Genomic DNA, 19,577 nt, shown 5'->3' with positions numbered 1-19,577 from the left:
AGTGTCTGATGCAGTTTTTCGTTAGTTGGAGACATTCCCATGACACAGAAACCTGCATCAGAGATCAGCCAGAATGGTGGCCTTTCTCAGGGGAAGGAAGAGGGGAGAGCTAGGAAGCGTTTTCGCCTTATAACGAAGGGAAGGGTTTTTGCTCTTCTCACTGTTACTGTTGGTGGAATGTTTTTTGCAGGCTACGGGCATTACACGGACCCAGGTCCTTTGCAGGCGGAACGTGTGATTGTCATTCCCCGAGGAGGGATGGATCGTGTTATTGCTGTTCTGCAGGATAATGGGGTTTTAGCTCGTGGCAGCGTTTCTTCATTGTTTTTCAAGGCGGCGATCTTCGCTACCCGTTCACAGGGTAGCATTCATGCGGCTGAGCTGAAATTTCCAGAACGGGTGTCTATGGCTCATAGTCTGGATATTCTGCGTCACGGACATTCCGTTACTCATAGTCTGACTATAGCAGAGGGTCTGACGGCTCATCGTATCAAAACATTATTGATGCAGGCTCCTGCTTTGCAGGGAGAAGTTCCTGCCATCTTGGAAGGGACGGTGGCCCCTCAGACATTTTTTTATGTCTGGGGAATGGAACGTCAGACACTTCTGCAGCATATGACAGAGCTGATGTCGAATATCTTGCAGGATGTCTGGTCCCGGCGCGATAAGGCGGCATTGGAAGGTGTAGTAACGACGCCAGAGCAGCTTCTCATTCTTGCGTCTCTTATTGAACGTGAAACGTCTCTTCCTAAGGAGCGTCCTCAGGTTGCACGTGTGTTTCTGAACCGTCTGAAACTGGGTATGAAACTCCAGACAGACCCAACGGTCATTTATGCATTGAGCGGCGGAGAGGGTACCCTGCCGCGCCCTTTAACTCATGGAGATCTACAGTTTGATAACCCCTATAATAGCTATCTTCATTCAGGTCTGCCGCCTGGGCCTATTTGTTCCCCCGGCCGTGACTCTCTAGAGGCAGCAGCTCATCCTGCTGCGGGAGATGCTCTGTATTTTGTGGCGACAGGACATGGCGGGCACAATTTTGCTCGGACACTTGCCGAACAGACCAATCATGTCCGCGCCTATCGCCGTGTGAAAAAGTCCACTGCCCCGTAATTCCGGTTTGGTTAGGAGCGATAAGTCATAGAGAAGGGGGCATCATTTCATTCTGAATGATGCCCTTTCGGTGTTACTGATTGAAAGCTTTCATCACGATACGACGCAGCGGATCAGCGGCCTTGTTGTTGACCTGCATGCGGACGACAATATCCTCCGGCCCGACAACCTGGTGATAGTAAGTGCGGTTTGCTTCACTATCCGGCTTTAGTTTGCTGCTGCCAAGGGATACCCCAGCGGAAACCCCTTTTGTCTTCTGCATAGCATAGATTTCTTTCGGAGTATTCTGCGTGCTGCTGCTATCATTGCCGAAGGCAGCATCGGCACTGGCATCAAAGCTGAACTCATGGTCCATCAGGTTCAGAAGGGCCTTTTGAGATGTAACGAAGAAGAACAGCTGGCTATGCTGATAGCCGGCCTGAATACCGAAGGAGCCGGCACTCAGATGATAGAAAGCCGGGTCAGACCAAGAGTTGTTAGCACCACGGGCTAGCAGAACGCACCGACCGCCGCTTCCTCCAAAAACGAGGGACATCTTCGTAACATCAGGACAGATTACAACAGCCTTTGTTTCACGAAGGATACGGGCCGTATTTTCCTTAATTTTTGAATCAAGGAGGGCAGACTGTACAGCGAACGTAGCCTTATTTACCAGAGCTTGCTGCTTGGAAACCTTGGTCGCTGCTGCATCATTTGCACAGGCACTCAGAGCGAGCAGGCCAGCACCTGCAGCAACGGAAATTGTCCGTGATATATGGGAGAGTGATTTGGACATTGGAGGATCTCCTGTAGACTGAAAAACATGCGCACACAAGGACTATAAACTTAATCGAGCTTAATGCCTAGTACATCTGACAAGGTGTTGGTGATCATCGGTGCGCCAGCAAGTATGGTGGTACGCTGTGTTAATCCACCCATTTTCAAGAATGGTGATACACAAGCCCCAGCTTCTTCCAAAAGAACGAGAGCAGCTGCGACATCCCATAGAAAGATGACAAATTCGTGATACCCATCAGAACGACCACAGGCCACATCGGCTAGAGCTAAAGCACCAGAACCTAGAGAACGAGGCATGATCCCTTCATTCAGGAGAGCCTGCATTTTTTCTGGATACCATCCCTCTGGTACATAGGGGGACCAGCCGATTTCCACCATGGCTTCTTTCATGGTTGAGGTTGTGGAGGCTCTGATAGGCCTGTCATTTAAAAAGGCCCCTCTACCCTTGATGGCTGTGAAAATTTCCCCTAGGGCAGGGGCCATAATGATGCCTGCAACCGGTGTGTCCTGATACATAATTCCAAGAGAAAGGCACCAGCGGTTACGCCCTCTGGCATAATTTGAGGTCCCATCAATGGGATCAATGACCCAGCGGAACAGCCCAGCTGATATGCTACCGTGCTCTTCCCCTAGAAAGGCGTCTTCTGGAAACAAGGCTGCCAAGTGGGTAGTAATGAATTTTTCAACAGTTCTGTCAGCTTCTGTCACATAGTCTTGATGACCTTTGAGTTCAGCAATGGGTTTGCCTGGGGATGGTTGCATCTTTTGGGCAAGAGAGGCTGCTTTTCTGATGATGCTGTGCGCTGAATGGAAACGGAGATCAACAGCTTTGTCAAAGGTGGTTGTTACGGGCATCTAAAAATTCCTGCCTGATGAATCCAAGCGTAGATATTGAAGCCCAAGCTATAGGAGGATGATCAGTTTGTCAGTAGTTGGTTGAAGCCTCTTTTACCGGGGGAGGGAGCACTGTATGATGCAGGAAGATTTTATGAATATGTATCTACAGGAAGGTGGCTCATGAAACTGTTTAAAATGGACTATTGGCGGTCAGCCATTCTTCATGCGCCTTTTGAGCAGATCATCAGGCAGAATGGTTTGGATGATATTGACATCACATTCCTTCCTTCTTGTGGAAAAGAAGGATTCTTGGCTGATCCATTCGGAATATGGGACAATGACAAGCTGTATATTTTTGCCGAATTTTATGATTACAGGAGGGGGAAAGGTGCCATTGATGTACTCATTTACAACAGGAATTTCATACTGCAAGAGCGTCGGCGTGTTCTGAGCGAGAACTGGCACCTCTCATATCCTCAGATTTTTCGGTATGAGGGAGCGGTTTATATGCTCCCTGAAGCGTATAAGTCGGGACGTCTGACGCTTTATAAGGCCACGTCATTTCCCTACGAGTGGGAAAGGGTTTCTTTGTTTGATTTCCCGATAGGGGCCATCGATGCTACGCCGCTTTATCATGCTGGACGGTGGTGGCTTTTCTGGACACCACCGGCACCAAAACCGGCCAGGCAGAGTACATTGCATATTGCTCTGGCAGAAGAATTGACAGGACCATGGTGCGATATGGGGCGTTTCCTTATTGATCGCAGTGGTGCACGCCCAGGTGGAACACCTTTTGTTGAAGGTGAAGAAGTGTTCCTGCCCGTGCAGGACTGTTCCGAGACATATGGAGGAGGGCTACGTCTGCTTCGTCTGAGTGGTTTTAGTAAAGGCAGACCGTTCATTAATGGAGGAGATTCCATTCCACTGCATGTGCCAGAGATGAGGGATTATCCTGACGGCATACATACACTGTCAGCAGCAGGAGACGTAACATTGGCTGACTTCAAGAAAATCAGGTGTGGACTCGGCCCTGCGCTAATTAATATCAGGGAAAAGTTTCTGAAATAGGGAAACCTTATTTTCCTGCCCGATCAGACGAAATTGACCGGGCAGGAAAAGCCATTCTATGACCGACTGAGTATTTGCCCAACCAAAGCTGCATCTGCAGGTTTGTCAACGTCAACAGCGGCAAGTCCGTCAGAAAGGGGAATGAGTCGTATCTGTGCGCCTGTCAGGGTTCTGATACGTTCTTCCAAGCGGCTGGAACTGAGTGTTCGGGTAAGTGTTCGCAGGATGGTGGATAGTCCCAGAATCATGGCCATGCGCAAAGGCTGTTTCCGGTAACCTTGGAGATGCTGCCAGAGTTTAACAACTGACTGTGATTGGGGGGTTGCCATCCAGAAAAGATTACACCCCGAGAAATGAACATCTGACAGGCGAATATAGGTTCTCTGTGTCTGAGGAACATCTCGCTGGATAATTTCTTTTGAGGCTATGCCAGCTGTCAGATCGACATGAGCATCCTGGCTTTTCTGAATGAATTCCATAACCCATTCGGGTTGGAGCAGGGCGTGATCTGCTGTTGTGACAAGACAGGGAGTGCCAATGATTTCAAGGGCCTGGTAAACGCTTTCACTGGGAGAAGGCGCTGCTTGCAGAAGCGTGATGCGATTTTCCAGATATGCCAGCAGGTCTGGCTGCTCAATGCTGACCCATATTTCCCCAATGTCAGGAATCTGTTCCAGTGTCTGCAGAACACGTTCAATCATGGGAATGCCCTGGATAGGTAGAAGGGCTTTATGTGAGACATTGCCCAGACGTGCCAGCGGGTCACGCTCTCCATCACGTGACCCTGCCAGTATCAGTACGGCAATGCTCATGCGCTCTTCGAAAGCTCTTCACTTTTCGGGGCACGAGCAGGGTCGGGCCGGTCGCGAGGAGGAGCACCTGTCCGGCGCATGACCCACGGATAACGTTCAGCTTCTTCAACTGTATAGCCGAGGTTAAAAACATAAGGGCTGCGGGGACGTTCCTTGGCAGCACGATAGAAAGTGCCCATCAGCCGATCCGGCAAGTAGTTGGTAATTCCATAATTGCCATCTTCATCATGAAAATGGTGAAGAACGTGAAGCTGCTTTATATAAACAACCCATTGCCAGCGAGGCTTATAGGCCAGATGCTGAATGCAATGAAAGAATTCATAGATGCAGGTCATAACCAGAGCTGTGGAAAGAGCTGAAAAAGCCCCGCCCCAGCCACCAATCAACCAGCCGATAGGCATGGTAATGACCATCATGGTTGGGACCGTATTTAGAGGAGATCCAAACAGGACTTCCAGAAGATGGGGGTCCTGATGATGGTCAAAATGGATACGTTTCCACATAGAGGCTGTGACAGGATTACGGTAGAACCAGCGTCCATGCAGGATATAACGATGAATGATGTACCAGGCTGTTGGGTACACGGCGATGATGACTGGAATAGGAATGATCAGTCCCCACCAGCTATGATGCAGATACAGGCTGAGTGCAGCCGTCGCAATGATCAGGGCAAAGTAGAGCAGAATGGTTGGATAAGTCAGATAAGCCGCCCATAACTGTGAGAGATCCATTTTTCCCAGATCATAACTTCTGCCCTTTCGCATGAGAGTTGTTCCCTGGAAGAACTGTTTTAATGTACTCATTTTTCCTCCATTCGCAGTATCCAAGCCAGACCAAACAGGGTTGCTACGATCTGACCTGAACTTATAGCGATTAATATGGGAAGGGAACCTGAATTTCCCAATGCGGAGATCATACCCTGAAGAATGACCACTCCCAGCCCTGCTGCCATGACATATACCGGCAATGGATTCCGCAGACCTGCACGAGGTGGGATATAGGTGATGGGAAGAGTGATGAGCAGCATGACGGCCATCTGCATCGGCAGGAGCAGAGTAGCATATAAGGCCATCAGATAATTTGACCTGGGCAAATTTGAAGGAGTCTCTCGTGAGAAGATGCTCCTGAACTGCTGAGGAGTATAAAACACACCCTGCATTGTCATATTGATGATCTGTTGTGGTGTGGCTTTCAGGTCTGGTGGAATAGGGAGTTCACTTACTGTGGCCTGTGTCTGTGATTTGGAAAGGGTCAGCTGTTTGGAAGTACCATGTGCTGCCCAGTGACCATCTTCATAGGTGAGATTTTCATAATATTGACATCCGGTCAGGAGACCATTCTGTGTCTGCCGGTTATAGAAAACGACCTTTGATAAACTGTTTCCTCCATGGCTGACAGTTTCGACTCGGAGAATGCCTGCTCCGAGATGAAACCAGAGGCTGTGCAGATCATCTGTGGCATTAACTTGCGTGGCACTTTCATTCCACCAACGGTTAAGTTCCTGTTCGCAGGGAGGAATCACCCAGAACTGCATGGCCATGCAGATAAATCCTAAAAAGATCGGCCCAGGCAGAAGATAACGGAACATGTTGATGGTCGAGAGACCTGCAGCTTTCAGTACAGCGATTTCACTGGAGAGTGCCATCTGAAGCAGGGTGAACAGGCCGCCAATCATGACAGAAAGAGGCATGATCTCCACGATCAGTGTAGGGAGATGAAGCCCGATATATTTGAAGAGGCCACTCATCCCCAGGTGACGATCCAGAATCGTGGAAGCATCATCCAGAAGAGCCAGAATCTCAAGAAGGGCTGTCAGAACGCCACAGCAGATGAAAATTTTGGTGAGAAGTGGTTTGAGAAAAACCTTGAGCAAGGTTGGATGGAAAAAAGGCAGTTTCATCGATCAGCCTTCCGCCTGATGCGTTTGTTTTCTATGACGCCAGGAAACCTGAGAACGGGCAAGAAGAGCAACAGTACATCCGACACAGAAGATGACCTCAGGAACCCAGAGTGTCAGCCAGACAGAGGCCTTGCCATTAGTGGCCATACTGTGACCGAAAAGGAGTATTTCGTTAAAACCGACCAGAATCATGGCTAACATGATCTGTCCGATTACAGATTTCCGTCTTTTATGGCCTACAGCAAAGGCAATTGTGAGCAATGGAATAAACATAATACTGATGGCTCTTGTCAGACGAAAATCCAGTTCTGATCGGAGTACGATATAAGAAATGTGAGGGGACCCATGATGCAATGCGTGCAGCAGTTCTGGGGTGGTCATTTCTCGTTCATCATCCCCACGAGAGCGAAAAGTTTGACGGTTTTTGGTGCGTTCGATGATACGAGCAATATGTTCAAAGTGCGTGATAGTCACATGCTTGTCGTCAAGTGTATCAGGTGTATTAGCGTGAATGATTATGCCGTTCCAGAGATCAAGTTGAGTGGCTTGGTCTCGTTCTGATAAAGTCAGTAGTCCTCGTGGGGCTGTAATCAGTTCAACCTTACCGTTATCTTTCAGATTACGAATGAAAATATTTTTTAGACGGGAGCCTCCTTGATCTACATGATCGGCTGTTAGCATTGTGGTGGATGAAGTTGATGCGAACATATCGGATTGCAGGTGAGGCGCCCAACCTGTATGCCGGGCATAATAGAAGCCTTCCCGATAATCGTAGCGGGCAATCGGTTGGATATACCCGTAAAGAAATATACTGAGAAAGGCTAATATCGTCCCGACTTTGATATAAGGTTGGCTGATTCGAAGTAGAGATATATGGCCTGCACATAAAACGTCAATCTCGTTGTGATCGCTCATACGGTTAACTGTCATAAATATGGCGATACAGAGTGCTGCAGGTAGAGCCAGTCCCATATAGTGGGGAAGAAGGTCGCTGAGAAGCGAGAGTAATGTTGCAATGGAACTGCCACTGCTGGCTAAATGATTGAAAAGGGTTAGCAGCCTTTCAAGAAGTAGGGCAACCAACATGGTTCCCAGTGCAACTGCAAAGGGAGGAATCAGTTGACGGAGCAGATAGCGGTCTAGTGTTGGCAGATTACTTCGTATCAGCATATAGCCTGTTTCGTTGGAATGTGTGAGAGCCACTGCATGCGGGATAATGTCCGTCCTGTATAATCTTTGCGTAGCAATCTGATTTGCCAGCCCGCATCATGGGCAATGAAAGTGAGGTGGTTCCAGGAGGCCCTGCGCTGGGGATAATCACTGGCCATGGATGCTGCACTGACTCCAAGAAGGGGGATATTGGTTCCTTCTACAGTTGTCAGTGTTGCATCATGAGAGTGTCCATGAAGCACGAGCTCTGCCCCATGAGTGTTCAGCACTTTTGAGAAAGCTGACGTGTTGATAAGGGATTTCCTGTAGGGTAACAGCCCTTTGTGGGGGGGGTGATGGAGCATGACAATCCGGCAGTATCCCTCTTCATCTAATTCTGCAAGCAGGCTTGCCAGTTTTTGAAGCTGTTTTCTGTCAATACGACCATATGCTGTAAAAGGTGGGGTAGGAAGGGCGGAGTTAAGCCCTATGACAGCCACCTTTTCAAAAAAACGGATGAAAGGAAAATGTCTGTCTGACCATTTTTCCCATAAAGCAAGACCGTTTTTATGAGAGATGGGAGCCATGAGGTCGTGATTGCCAGGAATGACAACAGGTAAAAGTGGCAAGGCCTTCAGCCAATTGGCAGCCTGCTGATATTCTTCGTGAGTTCCAAAGTTCGTTATGTCACCGCTGATCAGAAGGGCAGACAGTTCTTTATGTTTGGCAATATCTTCTAGTAACTGTTTAGTAATGAATGGCTGTAGAAGGTGACGACGTTTGCTGATCCATAGGATGCGACTAAGCAGGCGTTTATTCAGAAAAGATGACCACGCAATGTAGGGTGGAGGCAGATGCGGGTCTGACATGTGGGCTAGGCAGATGGCGGGCGCGCGCCTGTTGGAAGATATGGCGGACGGGTTTGAAAACATTATGGCAGCACCGTGTTCATGACGGGATGATCTTTTAGGGGTAACTCCCTGCTGGTCCCCTCAACATAGCCATGTTAAAGGAGTTCGACCAGCGTATGGAATGACTTGGTTTTTATGTCTCTGGGCGGATTTGTGGTGGATAGATGCAAAAATTAGTGAAAGCCGTACAACCAGCCCTGATACATAATCCGAACAGTCGTAAGAATGCGCAGGATAGCGGCCGTTTTTTGCGGATGGCCCGTCGTAAGATGGGCGATTTCTGTGTTTCCGCATTGAATGACAGCCATCTTCCAGCCCATCTGAGAGAATTGAAAAGTATGGGGGTTGATCTTATTGCCATTAGCGGTGGGGATGGCACTGTCAGTGCATGTCTTACGACGATTGCCAACGTTTATTATGGTACGTCGTTACCTGCTGTGGCCATTTTACCATCAGGCAACACAAATCTCATAGCGGGAGACGTTGGATTTGGCCTGCACGGCGAAAAAGCCGTTGATCGTCTTCTACGTCCGGAAGGTCTACAGAGTCGTGTCAGGGCTCCCATAAGATTGTCGTGGCCAGATGAGGGACGGTTGCCAGTATTGGGAATGTTTGGAGGATGTACTGGCTATGCTCGGGCCGTGCGAATTGCTCACTCTCCTAACGTCCTGAAATTTGCCCCTCATGACTTGGCTGTATTTTTTACACTTTTCACCAGTATGGCCAGTCTTCTGTTTCGACGTAGCCGTCATTCATGGATGGGGGGTGATGAACTGTCCTGGGCGGTGAACAGTGACACGTCTTCCAGAATAGAGATCAACAGGCGCAGCTTTCTTTTCATGGCTACAGCTTTGGAGAAGCTGTCACATGGTATCTGGCCATTCTGGAATACTGATCCTGCTGAAAAAGGTTTCCGCTTCTTTGATGTCCGTTCCTTTCCGAAGGATTTGCCGAACGCCTGTTTCAATCTGCTAAGAGGGCAGGCACCGGAGTGGTTGCGATCTCATGGAGATTACGTCAGTGCGGTTGCTAGAGATATGTTGCTTGAGACGGACAGTGAGTTTGTTTTAGACGGAGAAGTGTTTCAAGCACCGGCGAGTGGTCGTATCAGGTTAGAGCAGGGTCCTGCTTTCCGGTTTGTTTATGTTTGATACGATACGAGGCATTCTCATTGAGGAACTGACGTCGCTTGTTCCTAATGAGGTTGGGCAATTTGCAGAGGCCATTGCTGATCGGCTGAAGCATCGCCCGCTGGGGATTCTATTTTACGGTTCAATATTACGTGAAGTCGATCCTGATGGGATATTAGACTTTTATGTTATTACGGATCGCCCCTCCAGCCTGAATGAAAATCCTTTGGCTTCTTTGGCCAATCATATTCTCCCACCAAATGTTTATTATATGGAACATGTAATAGGGGGACAGTTGCTCCGTGCCAAGGTAGCTTTCTTATCACAAAGGCAATTTCAGAAACGCAGTACTATTTTCACCTTAGACACAACTATCTGGGCACGATTTTGCCAGCCTGTAAGAATGGTTTGGGTCCGTGATAATAAAAGTGCTGATCATGTTCTACAGGCCATAAGACAGTGTGCGATTACAGCATCCTGCTGGGCTGCACTTCTTGGTCCAGAGGAGGGCATGGCTATTGATTATTGGCATAATCTTTTTGCGCATACATATGCTGTAGAATTTCGTGTAGAGAAAAAAGGACGGAGTCATCATCTTTTACAAGGAAGAGAAGAGCGTTACATAGCTGTACTGGAATCAGCATGGCAGCATGTTTCTCTGGGCTATGAAATAGAAAAAGGTGGTCTAAGACCTTTGTTGACGACCTCTGTCAGAATGAAAGCTGAAAAAAACTGGCAGAAAATCCAGGCTGTTGGGAGGCCTCTGAACCTTGCTCGTTTAGTTAAAGCAGCTTTTACGTTCAAGGACGGCGTGTCATATCTTTTATGGAAAATCCAGCGTCACACTGGAGAGAAAATTCATGTTTCGTCATTCGAAAAGAAACATCCTATTCTGACGCTTCCTCTTTTTTTATGGCGTGCCCGCTATGTTCGTCTTAATAGAAAGAGTCATTGAATAAAAAAATCTCCATTAGGTACGGAATTTATACCCAATGGAGATTATATTATACTATGCTACGGTTTTGATCAGACCAGATTTAATTTCTTGGCGATCACACCGAATGTCTCCACTGCCTGATCAATTTCTTCAGTAGAGTGCGCCGCCATTACTGAGCATCGTAGCAGGGGACGATTATCTGGTGTGGCGGGCGGCAAAGAAAGATTAACATAAACGCCAGCATCGAGAAGAGCATTCCAGAATGTGATAGCTTGGGGAATATTTTCCAAAGTTACAGCAATGACTGGCGATATGAAGTTGCTCGTATTGAGTCCAACAGACTTGAAGCCATGGTGCAGGCGTGCTGCATTATCCTGCAATTTCTGACGCAACTCTGGCCTATTCTTAATCTCTTCCAGAGCTGCGAGTGTGGCAGCAATAATTTCAGGGGGAAGAGATGCCGTAAACATATACGGACGTGAGCAGAGGCGCATCAGATCAATTTCATCATGATCCGTTACACAATACCCACCAACTGTTCCAAGAGACTTTGAGAAGGTACCAACAATAAAGTCAATATCCTTCTCACAGCCCTGCATTTCTGCGACGCCCCGACCATGATCACCCAAAACCCCAAAGGAATGAGCTTCATCAACCATCAGAGGAACGTTATGCCGTTTCTTAACCTCCACAAATTTATCAAGGGGAGCAATATTCCCCGTCATGGAGTAAATGCCTTCGGCAATGATAAGACGTGCACCGGGGGTTTTATCCGTTCGGGCAATCCGCTTCTCAAGATCGACTGGATCATTATGACGAAAGCGGATTACCTGTGCGCCGGAGAGACGGGCCCCATCATAGATAGAAGCGTGACTGTCAGCATCAAGGAAAAGGGTATCATCTTTGTTGACAAGGGCAGAAATTGTACCGAGATTGGCTTGGTACCCGGTAGAGAAAACCATGGCGTGCTTCTTATGGAAAACACCCGCCAGAGCTTGCTCCAGTTTCTGATGCAATCCGAATGTTCCATTGGCAATGCGGGACCCGGTCGTTCCAACGCCCATGGTTTCAGCCGTATGTATGGCTGCATCTCGAGCCATTTTAGATTGGCTGAGACCTAGGTAATTATTTGTCCCAAAGAGAAGAGTTTCCCGTCCCTCAATAATACCTACTGTGGCAGAGAGGGGGCATTCTATCACAACGCCAAAAGGATTCCTTGGGCTTGCAGCCATGAGGGAATCATAGTTCCTTTTCAGGCTAGAGTATTTATCAAAAAGTCCGGCACTCATGCCTGTTCTGCCTTAATCCCGTGCAGGCATACAGCTAGATCGTTAATAGTGCGTATATCCGCAAGTTTGTCGAGAGGGACGGAAACATCAAGCGTATCTTCAATTTCCATCACAAAATTCATGACGGCCAAACTGTCAAAGGCCAGATCCTCAACAATCCGGCTATCTCCAGAAATGTCGCGTGGCACTTTGGGGTTCTCCAGAAGCTTCTGGAGAATGAGATGGGAGATGTCGGCAACACTGTCTGTCATGTTTTGTCCCTTTGTGACCAAGCGAAAGAAGAAGAATTATATAATCTTCCCACGTCGAGAGATAGCCTTTTGCGTTCAGGCAAACTCGTTGTTGAGGTACATGGTCTTGGCCCGGGCCCTGGTCAGTTTTCCAGAAGATGTCTGAGGAAGAGAGCGCGGCGGAACCAGAACAACATCAACATCAATGCCATGAAGACGGCGGAAGAGGGCTACCAGCTCATCCCGTAGTTTGACACGGGGTTCCTCATCCGTATAGCGGCACTGGACCAAGGCGACAACACGCTCACCCTGCCTGTCATCTACAGAAAATACAGCAACATCGCGGGAGCGAAGAGAGGTCACTTCATGTTCAGCAGCCCACTCCAGGTCTTGAGGCCATATGTTACGGGCATTGATGATAATAAGGTCTTTGGCTCGCCCCGTAATGACAATCTGACCATCAAGCATATAGCCAATATCCCCGGTATTCAGCCATCCATCAGGAGACAATACCTGATCTGTTTCGTCCGGTCTGTTGAAATAACCAGCCATGAGGCTGGGTCCACGAACATGGACGGTCCCGATCTCACGTTCTTTCAGAACGCTTCCGGCACTGTTACGCACTTCAATCTGATGCCCGGAGAGACAGGCGCCACATAACACGAAGTCACGGGTAGATTCGCCTTCCTTTTCAGCGGGCTGGGCATAATCTTTCTGTTCCATGATAGACAGATCAACCCTATCGGTACGCAAGCCGGTATTAAGGGGAGCAAAGCTTATGGCGAGAGTTGTTTCTGCCATGCCATAGCTGGCGACAAAAGCTTTGGCGTCAAATCCGCGTTTGGCAAAGGTTTCTGCAAAATTATGAATGATATGGGGCCTGATCATATCTCCACCAATCCCGGCAATCCGCCATGAGGAGAGGTCGATATCTTCTCGTGCCCCACGGCGGGCACACAGCTCATAACCAAAAGAAGGGCTGTAAGACATGGTGCCTTTATTCCGGGCAATCAGTTCCAGCCAGATATGGGGGCGACGAGCAAACTCCCGTGTAGGCAAAAGATCAACAGAAAGCTGACATGTCATTGGGGTCAGGAAAAAGCCGACAAGACCCATATCGTGATAGAGCGGCAGCCAGGATACGCAACGGTCATCACGCTCATCAGAGCTTGGATAAACCTGCAGGCCATAACGGGCAATGGCGTGAGCATTTGCCATGCCGGCTTTTTGCGTGACACTGATTCCCATGGGAAAACGGGTACTACCGGAGGAGAATTGAAGATAGGATAGTCCGTCTTCCTGAATCTTCGGGAGAGGAAGATTGCTTTCTTCCAGTGACATCAGATCAGCAGGAGAGCCACCAAAAACAAGAGAAAAACCAGCTATAATATCGGAGGTCCACCCACCAATGACGTCTGGCACTACGACAGCACGGGCATCAGCAGTCGTAATCATGCCGCGTAGAGTGTCGATGTATCCTTCTTTTCCACCAAAAGCGACGGGAAGGGGAAGGGGAGCAGGGACGAGGCTTGCATACTGACAGCCAAAGAAAATACGGGCGAAATCGCCATCACTTTCAGCAACAATGGCCACCCGGTCGCCCGGTTCCAGTCCCAGTCCAAGCAGACGACGAGCCGTAGCCTGCGCCTGCTGGCGCAGCAGACTATAAGGAAGAACTTCCAGCAGGGTCCCACGTCCGGAATATATATTGAAGCCGCTCTTCCCCTGTGCTGCATAATCAAGGGCAGCAGGAAAACTGGAAAAATCCCCATAGCGGCGTTCAATACCTGAACGGCTTGGCGTGATGGAGAGGACGGGATTGGGTTTCTGATTGGCCTCGGTCAAACCTGGACTAGCTCCGTTTGGACCATCAGACTGGAAATCTTAAGGCCCCTGCGAAATCAAAAAAACTTAACCCCTGTGCATAGGGTAAAGGCCGCTCCACACATAGCAGAGCAGCATGGTGTGACCTGTCTCTAATACAAAAACCCCCTCTGCCTCAAGCATATGTCATCAAATTTGTATGCGAAATTGATGACATTATGCCATTATGGCCGTGCTCAGCGTTGAAAATTGTTAGAAAAAATCTAGGAAGCTGGTGATTTTAGAGGATGTTTCTGTCATTAAATAATAATCTTCTTGGAAGAATGTTCTCGTAAAACCAGGCTTTCAGGGTCGTAGGGACATAGAGGAAAAAGAGGTCTGGGATGGAACATTCCAGTAAACAGACAAGTGCACGTTTAGCAGTGGATCTTTCTGCCATTAGAGAAAACTACGCTTGCCTATCGAGAATTGCATCTCGTGCGGAGTGTGCTGCTGTCGTAAAAGCCGATGCGTACGGGTTGGGCATGGAAAAAGTGGCTGCTACCCTTGCGGATGCTGTACAGACTTTTTTTGTGGCCCATCCCGAAGAAGGAAAAATGTTAAGAGCATTCTTGCCTAAAAAAAGGATTTTCATTCTCCATGGTTTTTTACCAGGCTATCCAGAGTTCATGACAATGTATAATTTGATTCCAGTAATCAATAGTTTAGAACAGCTTAAAGGGTGGCGTTCTTTCTGTCAGAGGGAAGGTAAAGAACATCCGGCAGCTTTGCAGTTTGATACGGGGATGTCTCGCTTTGGTCTTTCATGTAAAGACCTTTGTGATGAAGCGGTGATAGATTTTCGGCCCGTATTGCTGTTGAGTCATCTCGCGTGCGCTGACTGTCCTGAAGATATAGCTAATACTGAGCAGCTTAGACGGTTTCTTAATATGACTGCTGCCTTTCCAGGAGTTCCACGTTCTCTTTCGGCGTCATCAGGTATTTTTTTAGGAGAAAAATATCATTTTGACATGGTTCGGCCTGGGATTGCATTATATGGGCTGACCCCGGGATATGAGAGTAATGAATTTCGGTTAGCGATTGAGCTTGAAGCTCAAATTTTACAGATTCGACAGTTGTGTTCTGGGGATCGTATTGGTTATGGCCTGACTTATCGTGCAGAGCGTTCCATGCGTGTAGCTACGGTAGGTATTGGTTATGCGGATGGGATATTCCGATCTTTTTCTGAAATTGGAGCGTTGTGGAAAGATGGAATACGTCTGCCAATACGAGGTCGAATTTCTATGGATAGTCTTTCTGTAGATGTAACAGCTTTGAGATCAGCTTTATTGAGGGAAGGTGCTTGGTTGAGTGTTATCAGATCAAAACAGGATCTAATGCGGTTGGCCGATAGTGTTGGTACGATTAGTTACGAAGTTTTGACGTCGCTGGGATATCGGTTTGATCGTTTTTATCGTGGGTAGTTCTATATAAATGGGATAGAGTTTGTTCTGGGGATATTAGGTCTTGCTAGTTGGCATAATATATATTATACGACTTTTGTACCTGCCAATCTAATGATATAAATTTCATATGACCAACCATCTGACAAAAACATTCTGTCCAACCACCACCACCGAAATCTGGGGACATCCCAAAGGGTTATGGATTCTTTTTTGGACCGAAGGTTGGCTCTCATTTGCCCAGTACGGAATGCTTTCAGTGTTGGTAGTTTATCTGAAAGATATATTCCAGCATCCGGTGCGTGCCGAAAAGATTCTCGGCCTTCCTCTCTTACTCGCCGTTAATAAAAAACTCTATGAACCTAAGGGGCTGGATGCGACAGCAGGAAGTCTTTCAGGATTGATCATGGCTGTTATTTTTGCAGCTCCTTTTCTGGGAAGTTTCATATCTGATCGAGGATTGGGAAAAACGCGCTCCGGTATTATCGGTATCATTTTGCTGACAATTAGCTTTTTCTGCATGATGCTGGAACAGTTATTCGTTCTGGCCCTATTAGGGTTTCTCGTTGGAGTGGCTTTTTCAGGAAGTCTGAAAGCACAGGTCGGTGCTCTGTATGAACTGAATGATCGACGGCGATCAGATGCGTACCAGATATATAGTCAAAGCATCCAGATCATGGCGATTATCTCTCCCCTACTCTGCTCTTTTCTCGGAACAGTTGCATGGTATTTGGCTTTTTGTACAACAGGCTGCGCCATGTTGATCGGTCTGATCTGTTACGCAGCATGGGGTTGTTATTTACCTGCAGAAGAAACGCATATGTACGCTTCTGTAGTAGAGAACACGAATTGTGGCATCGTAGAAAAAAAACGCATTCTATTTCTGCTTTGGTTGGTTGTCCTTTTTGCTCTAGGGGTTTTGCCAAATCAAGAAATTATGGATGGTTACCTGCTTTGGGGGAGCGAGCATTATCAACTCGCAATAATGGGGATGACATATCCTGCTAGTACGCTTGTCTCATTAGACAGTGTAATTAGTATGGTGACAGGTCTACTCATTCTGTGGTTTTGGCGTTGGTATGATGCACGATACGGTGCTGTTCATGACATGACAAAAATCATCATCGGAAGCGGAATTTCTACATCAGGACCTATTTTTCTAGTCTGCGCGGAATGGTTATATCCTGGACCTCACCAGATAAATTTATGGTGGGGAGTAATATTTCATACAGTGAATGACATTGGTTGTAGTATGACTTTTGCCACGGGGATGGCTCTATTCTCCCGTTATGCTCCAATTCGATATAATACTACTCTTGTCTCCTGTTTTACATTACATATTTTTTTAGGAAATATGATGATTGGTAAACTAGCTTCTTTACTGCACCAGATTTCAGATTCACTTTTCTGGCTCCTCCATTCAGGAGGTGCCTTGCTATCTACTCTTGGGCTACTAGCTTCTAGCAGGATGGCAGGAAGATTATTTTCCCCTACGCTGGATAAGCCGACCTGACACTCAGCTTTTTTCCATGATTGGGGAAATAATGAAACCTGCTTCATGAACTGGAGAAATACTATTCCCTTCCTTGGTAATCACCACACTGGTCTCTAAAGCCCCATTCAGCCGCATGTCATGCCTTTTCATGATCTGACGTTTAACAATGGGATAATTTTGTAAAAGCTTGTCAAAATCAGCTCTAGGAATAGCAAGCATATGAGAAAACTGTAAGGAACGGACGGTATTCTGAGCACGTTTTCCTAGAATATGACTATTTGCCCCAATAAGGTCCCCTGCCCCCAACATGACTTCTTGAGTCTCAGCACTGGTCGATGTTTCGACAAGACCAGCAACCTGCGCATAAATAGTGCGGATACGTTCTCCCTTACGAATCAGAATTTCACCAGGAGAGAGAAAAGAGATGAATACGCGGCCGGCAAGATCATGGAGTGCTCCATCAGGAACACCATTAAAAGCTGGGAAAGATCTTAAACGTTGTTCAATTCCACTACGGAGATTGAAGCGTAGTGGCGTGTCAAGTCTGTTTCTTTGCCGTTCAATAGATTTATGAAGTTCTCTATGTAATTCCTGTGAAATAAGATTGTCCTTGGCCAGCGTGGCATACTCTTCATCTTCAAGACGAAGTGCAATCTGACGAAGAAGTCGGCTTTCCAGAGCCTCTGAATATCCAGAATAATGTAATCTGAGAGTTGCTAATGCATCATCAAGTAATTTCCGTTGACGACCAAGGACCTCTGAAACAATTTCTGTAATACGAAGGCCAAGGGTTGGTTCCATTCTTTCTCGAACAAATCGGATAAGAGATGTAGAGACCAGATGAGAAATAATCAATGTCTCAAAACGCTCCATCATACAGATTGTTAAAGGACGATCTATGTGGAAGCGTCTATGTAACATTTGTGCAATACGAAGACGCAATGATGGTTGAAGGCTTTTACGGCGTGTTTTTACATAGCCATAACGCCCTTCAAGTTGGGTAGCATCAACAATAGCTTCTGTTGCGCGTAATAATGTTTCAATTACTCTGCGACTGGACATTCCCTGTACTCGAAAGAGATCCAGAAGCAGAGAACGTTCCTGGTTAGCGATAGTCAGAAGGGCCATGTTAACACGGTCCTTATCATTCAGAGCTGTTTCAAAATTGTTGCTGGCTTTTTCTTTCTCAGCGCGTTGTTCAAGCCTACTGATGACACCGCCTCTGGTACGGACACCAAAGCTGAGTTCGTCAGAAACATGAGTCACACGTTGCGCTACATGGCTGAGACCAATACCAATAATCTGGTTTCTCAGAGCCTCATCAATGGGAGACAATCTATCCAGTTTTAAGAATAGGACTAGAGAGCGAAGTGTCGTTCCATTAATAAGAAGTGTACTCAGTACAAAGCCTGTTGCAACAATTCCTACGAAATGAGTAATGGAATCATTGATGTGTGGATTTTCATTCACAGCAAGGGCCAGAGCCAATGTAATGGCCCCTCTTAATCCACCCCATGCCATGGTTGTTTTAAAGCGTATTGGTACAGGTGGGGAAAGACGTGTAATGATGAGTAATGGTAGCAGACCAAAAATGACGGCAGCTCTGGCAATCAGTCCGGCTAAACTGGCTATGAGGATAAGAAAAAAATCCCATTTGGTAATGCCGATCATCATGCGGGGAACCAGCATGGCTGCCAGCATGAAGACCAGAGTACTGGCCCAGAATTCTATCTGTTCCCATAATTCTCGAAGAAAACGCCATGTTTGTGGGCGGAACGTGGATGGTCCAAAAGCAGAAATTGTCAATCCAGCTGAAGCAGTTGCAACAACACCGGAGAATCCGAGAATGTCATCACAAAGAATGTAGACGCTATAGGGTAGAATAAGAGAAAGTGTAATCTCAGCAGCGGGAAAGCCACTGATTGACGTGATCATGAATAAAGCCAGGCGAGCCACAGCTATGCCGATGATCACTGCGCCAGCAAAACTGGTTAGAAAGTCGATACAGGCTTCGCTGAAACTGATCTGATGATGTGCTGTGATGGCTGAGATGAGAATAGTAAAAATGGCGATAGCAGCTGCATCATTCAGAAGAGCCTCCCCTTCTACCAGGCGACTTAACCGCGCAGCAGCACCGATTTCGCGGAAAATCCCAGCCACGGCGGAGGGGTCTGTGGTTGCAACAATAGCTCCCAGTAACAGGCAGGCAACAAGACTCTGCTGGGCAAAAGGGTACAGGGCAAACCCTATTGTGGCTGTGGAGACAATGACAGCAACAATGGCCAGAAGCAGAACTGTCGCAATCTCATGTGTTAGACTGCGTACATTAATTCCCATGGCTCCCTGAAAAACCAGAAGCGGCAGGAAGATGAGAAGAAATCCCTCACTGTTAATGGGAAACGACAGGAGTGCACCGGCCGGTCCTTCCAGAAGGTCCAGTCCCATAGAATTGTTGATAAGAGATGAAACCGACCCCAAGCCAATGCCCAATACGGCGATGATGACCGTCTCAGGTAGGTTAATTTTCTTGGCCAAGGGAGGAATAAAACTGATGAGAAAGAGAAGAAAGGCAAGGGTCAGGAGAACAGCGGCAAGCCCTATTTCCATCTGATATCCCCTTCTCTACTCATCCGCATATAGCCTCTAAAATTTACGGTTAAAAA

At 47.4% G+C, this 19,577-nt stretch carries 17 protein-coding genes; 6 read left to right on the top strand and 11 right to left on the bottom strand.

Translation table 11 applies throughout. The features are described 5' to 3' along the window. Nucleotides 1-39: 39 nt before the first annotated feature. Entirely contained in the window at nt 40-1,113 is a 1,074-nt protein-coding gene (mltG, locus tag NQF87_RS02185; protein WP_266126778.1) for an endolytic transglycosylase MltG, read from the top strand. 73 nt (nt 1,114-1,186) lie between these two features. On the opposite strand, the gene NQF87_RS02180 is transcribed toward mltG, so the two are convergent. Next, entirely contained in the window at nt 1,187-1,888 is a 702-nt protein-coding gene (locus NQF87_RS02180; RefSeq protein WP_266126777.1) for a lipid-binding SYLF domain-containing protein, read from the bottom strand. Between the two features lie 50 nt (nt 1,889-1,938). After that, nucleotides 1,939-2,745 carry an inositol monophosphatase family protein gene (locus NQF87_RS02175; protein WP_266126776.1) on the bottom strand — a complete coding sequence of 269 codons (807 nt, stop codon included), beginning with the start codon at nt 2,743-2,745 and terminating at the stop codon, nt 1,939-1,941. A 162-nt stretch (nt 2,746-2,907) separates the two neighbouring features. On the opposite strand from NQF87_RS02175, the gene NQF87_RS02170 reads away from it, so the two are divergent. Next, on the top strand, nt 2,908-3,795 hold the full coding sequence (locus NQF87_RS02170; protein WP_266126775.1) for a glucosamine inositolphosphorylceramide transferase family protein: 888 nt from the start codon (nt 2,908-2,910) through the stop codon (nt 3,793-3,795). A 56-nt stretch (nt 3,796-3,851) separates the two neighbouring features. On the opposite strand, the gene NQF87_RS02165 is transcribed toward NQF87_RS02170, so the two are convergent. From NQF87_RS02165 to NQF87_RS02145, 5 genes are read right to left on the bottom strand one after another with little or no spacing between them, the layout of a single operon-like run. Continuing rightward, a complete protein-coding gene (locus NQF87_RS02165; RefSeq protein ID WP_266126774.1) occupies nt 3,852-4,607 on the bottom strand; it encodes a nucleotidyltransferase family protein in 756 nt (251 codons plus the stop codon). Further along, a complete protein-coding gene (locus NQF87_RS02160; RefSeq protein ID WP_266126773.1) occupies nt 4,604-5,410 on the bottom strand; it encodes a sterol desaturase family protein in 807 nt (268 codons plus the stop codon). Before NQF87_RS02160 ends, NQF87_RS02165 begins: the two co-directional genes overlap by 4 nt. Continuing rightward, nucleotides 5,407-6,507 carry an LptF/LptG family permease gene (locus tag NQF87_RS02155; RefSeq protein ID WP_266126772.1) on the bottom strand — a complete coding sequence of 367 codons (1,101 nt, stop codon included), beginning with the start codon at nt 6,505-6,507 and terminating at the stop codon, nt 5,407-5,409. Before NQF87_RS02155 ends, NQF87_RS02160 begins: the two co-directional genes overlap by 4 nt. A 3-nt stretch (nt 6,508-6,510) precedes the next feature. Beyond that, entirely contained in the window at nt 6,511-7,677 is a 1,167-nt protein-coding gene (locus NQF87_RS02150) for an LptF/LptG family permease (protein ID WP_266126771.1), read from the bottom strand. Then, nucleotides 7,671-8,525: a metallophosphoesterase family protein gene (locus tag NQF87_RS02145; RefSeq protein ID WP_266126770.1), complete on the bottom strand. Its 855-nt coding sequence runs from the start codon at nt 8,523-8,525 to the stop codon at nt 7,671-7,673. The genes NQF87_RS02150 and NQF87_RS02145 overlap by 7 nt, the downstream gene beginning before the upstream one ends. 206 nt (nt 8,526-8,731) lie before the next feature. Here NQF87_RS02145 and NQF87_RS02140 point away from each other — a divergent pair, with 206 nt between their 5' ends. After that, complete coding sequence (locus tag NQF87_RS02140; RefSeq protein WP_266126769.1) at nt 8,732-9,718, top strand: diacylglycerol/lipid kinase family protein; 987 nt, start codon at nt 8,732-8,734, stop codon at nt 9,716-9,718. After that, nucleotides 9,711-10,652, top strand: coding sequence for a hypothetical protein (locus tag NQF87_RS02135; RefSeq protein ID WP_266126768.1), 942 nt, complete (start codon nt 9,711-9,713; stop codon nt 10,650-10,652). Before NQF87_RS02140 ends, NQF87_RS02135 begins: the two co-directional genes overlap by 8 nt. Nucleotides 10,653-10,723: 71 nt before the next feature. On the opposite strand, the gene spt is transcribed toward NQF87_RS02135, so the two are convergent. The 3 genes from spt to NQF87_RS02120 all read right to left on the bottom strand — a co-directional run bounded on the left by spt (nt 10,724) and on the right by NQF87_RS02120 (nt 13,998). Continuing rightward, nucleotides 10,724-11,923, bottom strand: a complete 1,200-nt coding sequence (spt, locus tag NQF87_RS02130; protein ID WP_266126767.1) for a serine palmitoyltransferase — start codon at nt 11,921-11,923, stop codon at nt 10,724-10,726. Then, nucleotides 11,920-12,174, bottom strand: coding sequence for an acyl carrier protein (locus tag NQF87_RS02125; protein WP_266126766.1), 255 nt, complete (start codon nt 12,172-12,174; stop codon nt 11,920-11,922). The genes spt and NQF87_RS02125 overlap by 4 nt, the downstream gene beginning before the upstream one ends. Nucleotides 12,175-12,249: 75 nt before the next feature. Next, nucleotides 12,250-13,998 (bottom strand): fatty acyl-AMP ligase, encoded by a 1,749-nt coding sequence (locus NQF87_RS02120; RefSeq protein WP_266126765.1) that lies wholly within the window; start codon nt 13,996-13,998, stop codon nt 12,250-12,252. A gap of 362 nt (nt 13,999-14,360) precedes the next feature. Here NQF87_RS02120 and alr point away from each other — a divergent pair, with 362 nt between their 5' ends. Together alr and NQF87_RS02110 are read left to right on the top strand one after the other, a co-directional pair. Further along, on the top strand, nt 14,361-15,440 hold the full coding sequence (alr, locus tag NQF87_RS02115; protein WP_266126764.1) for an alanine racemase: 1,080 nt from the start codon (nt 14,361-14,363) through the stop codon (nt 15,438-15,440). 109 nt (nt 15,441-15,549) lie between these two features. Further along, entirely contained in the window at nt 15,550-16,932 is a 1,383-nt protein-coding gene (locus NQF87_RS02110; protein WP_266126763.1) for an MFS transporter, read from the top strand. A 3-nt stretch (nt 16,933-16,935) separates the two neighbouring features. Here NQF87_RS02110 and NQF87_RS02105 read toward each other — a convergent pair whose 3' ends face one another. Next, nucleotides 16,936-19,521 carry a cation:proton antiporter gene (locus tag NQF87_RS02105; RefSeq protein WP_266126762.1) on the bottom strand — a complete coding sequence of 862 codons (2,586 nt, stop codon included), beginning with the start codon at nt 19,519-19,521 and terminating at the stop codon, nt 16,936-16,938. Between the last annotated feature and the right edge of the window lie 56 nt (nt 19,522-19,577).

This window comes from Bombella dulcis (assembly GCF_026385505.1).
Classification (GTDB): Bacteria; Pseudomonadota; Alphaproteobacteria; order Acetobacterales; family Acetobacteraceae; genus Bombella; species Bombella dulcis.
The sequence above is the reverse complement of the archived record's forward strand: the minus strand, read 5'-3'. Positions and strand labels throughout refer to the sequence as shown.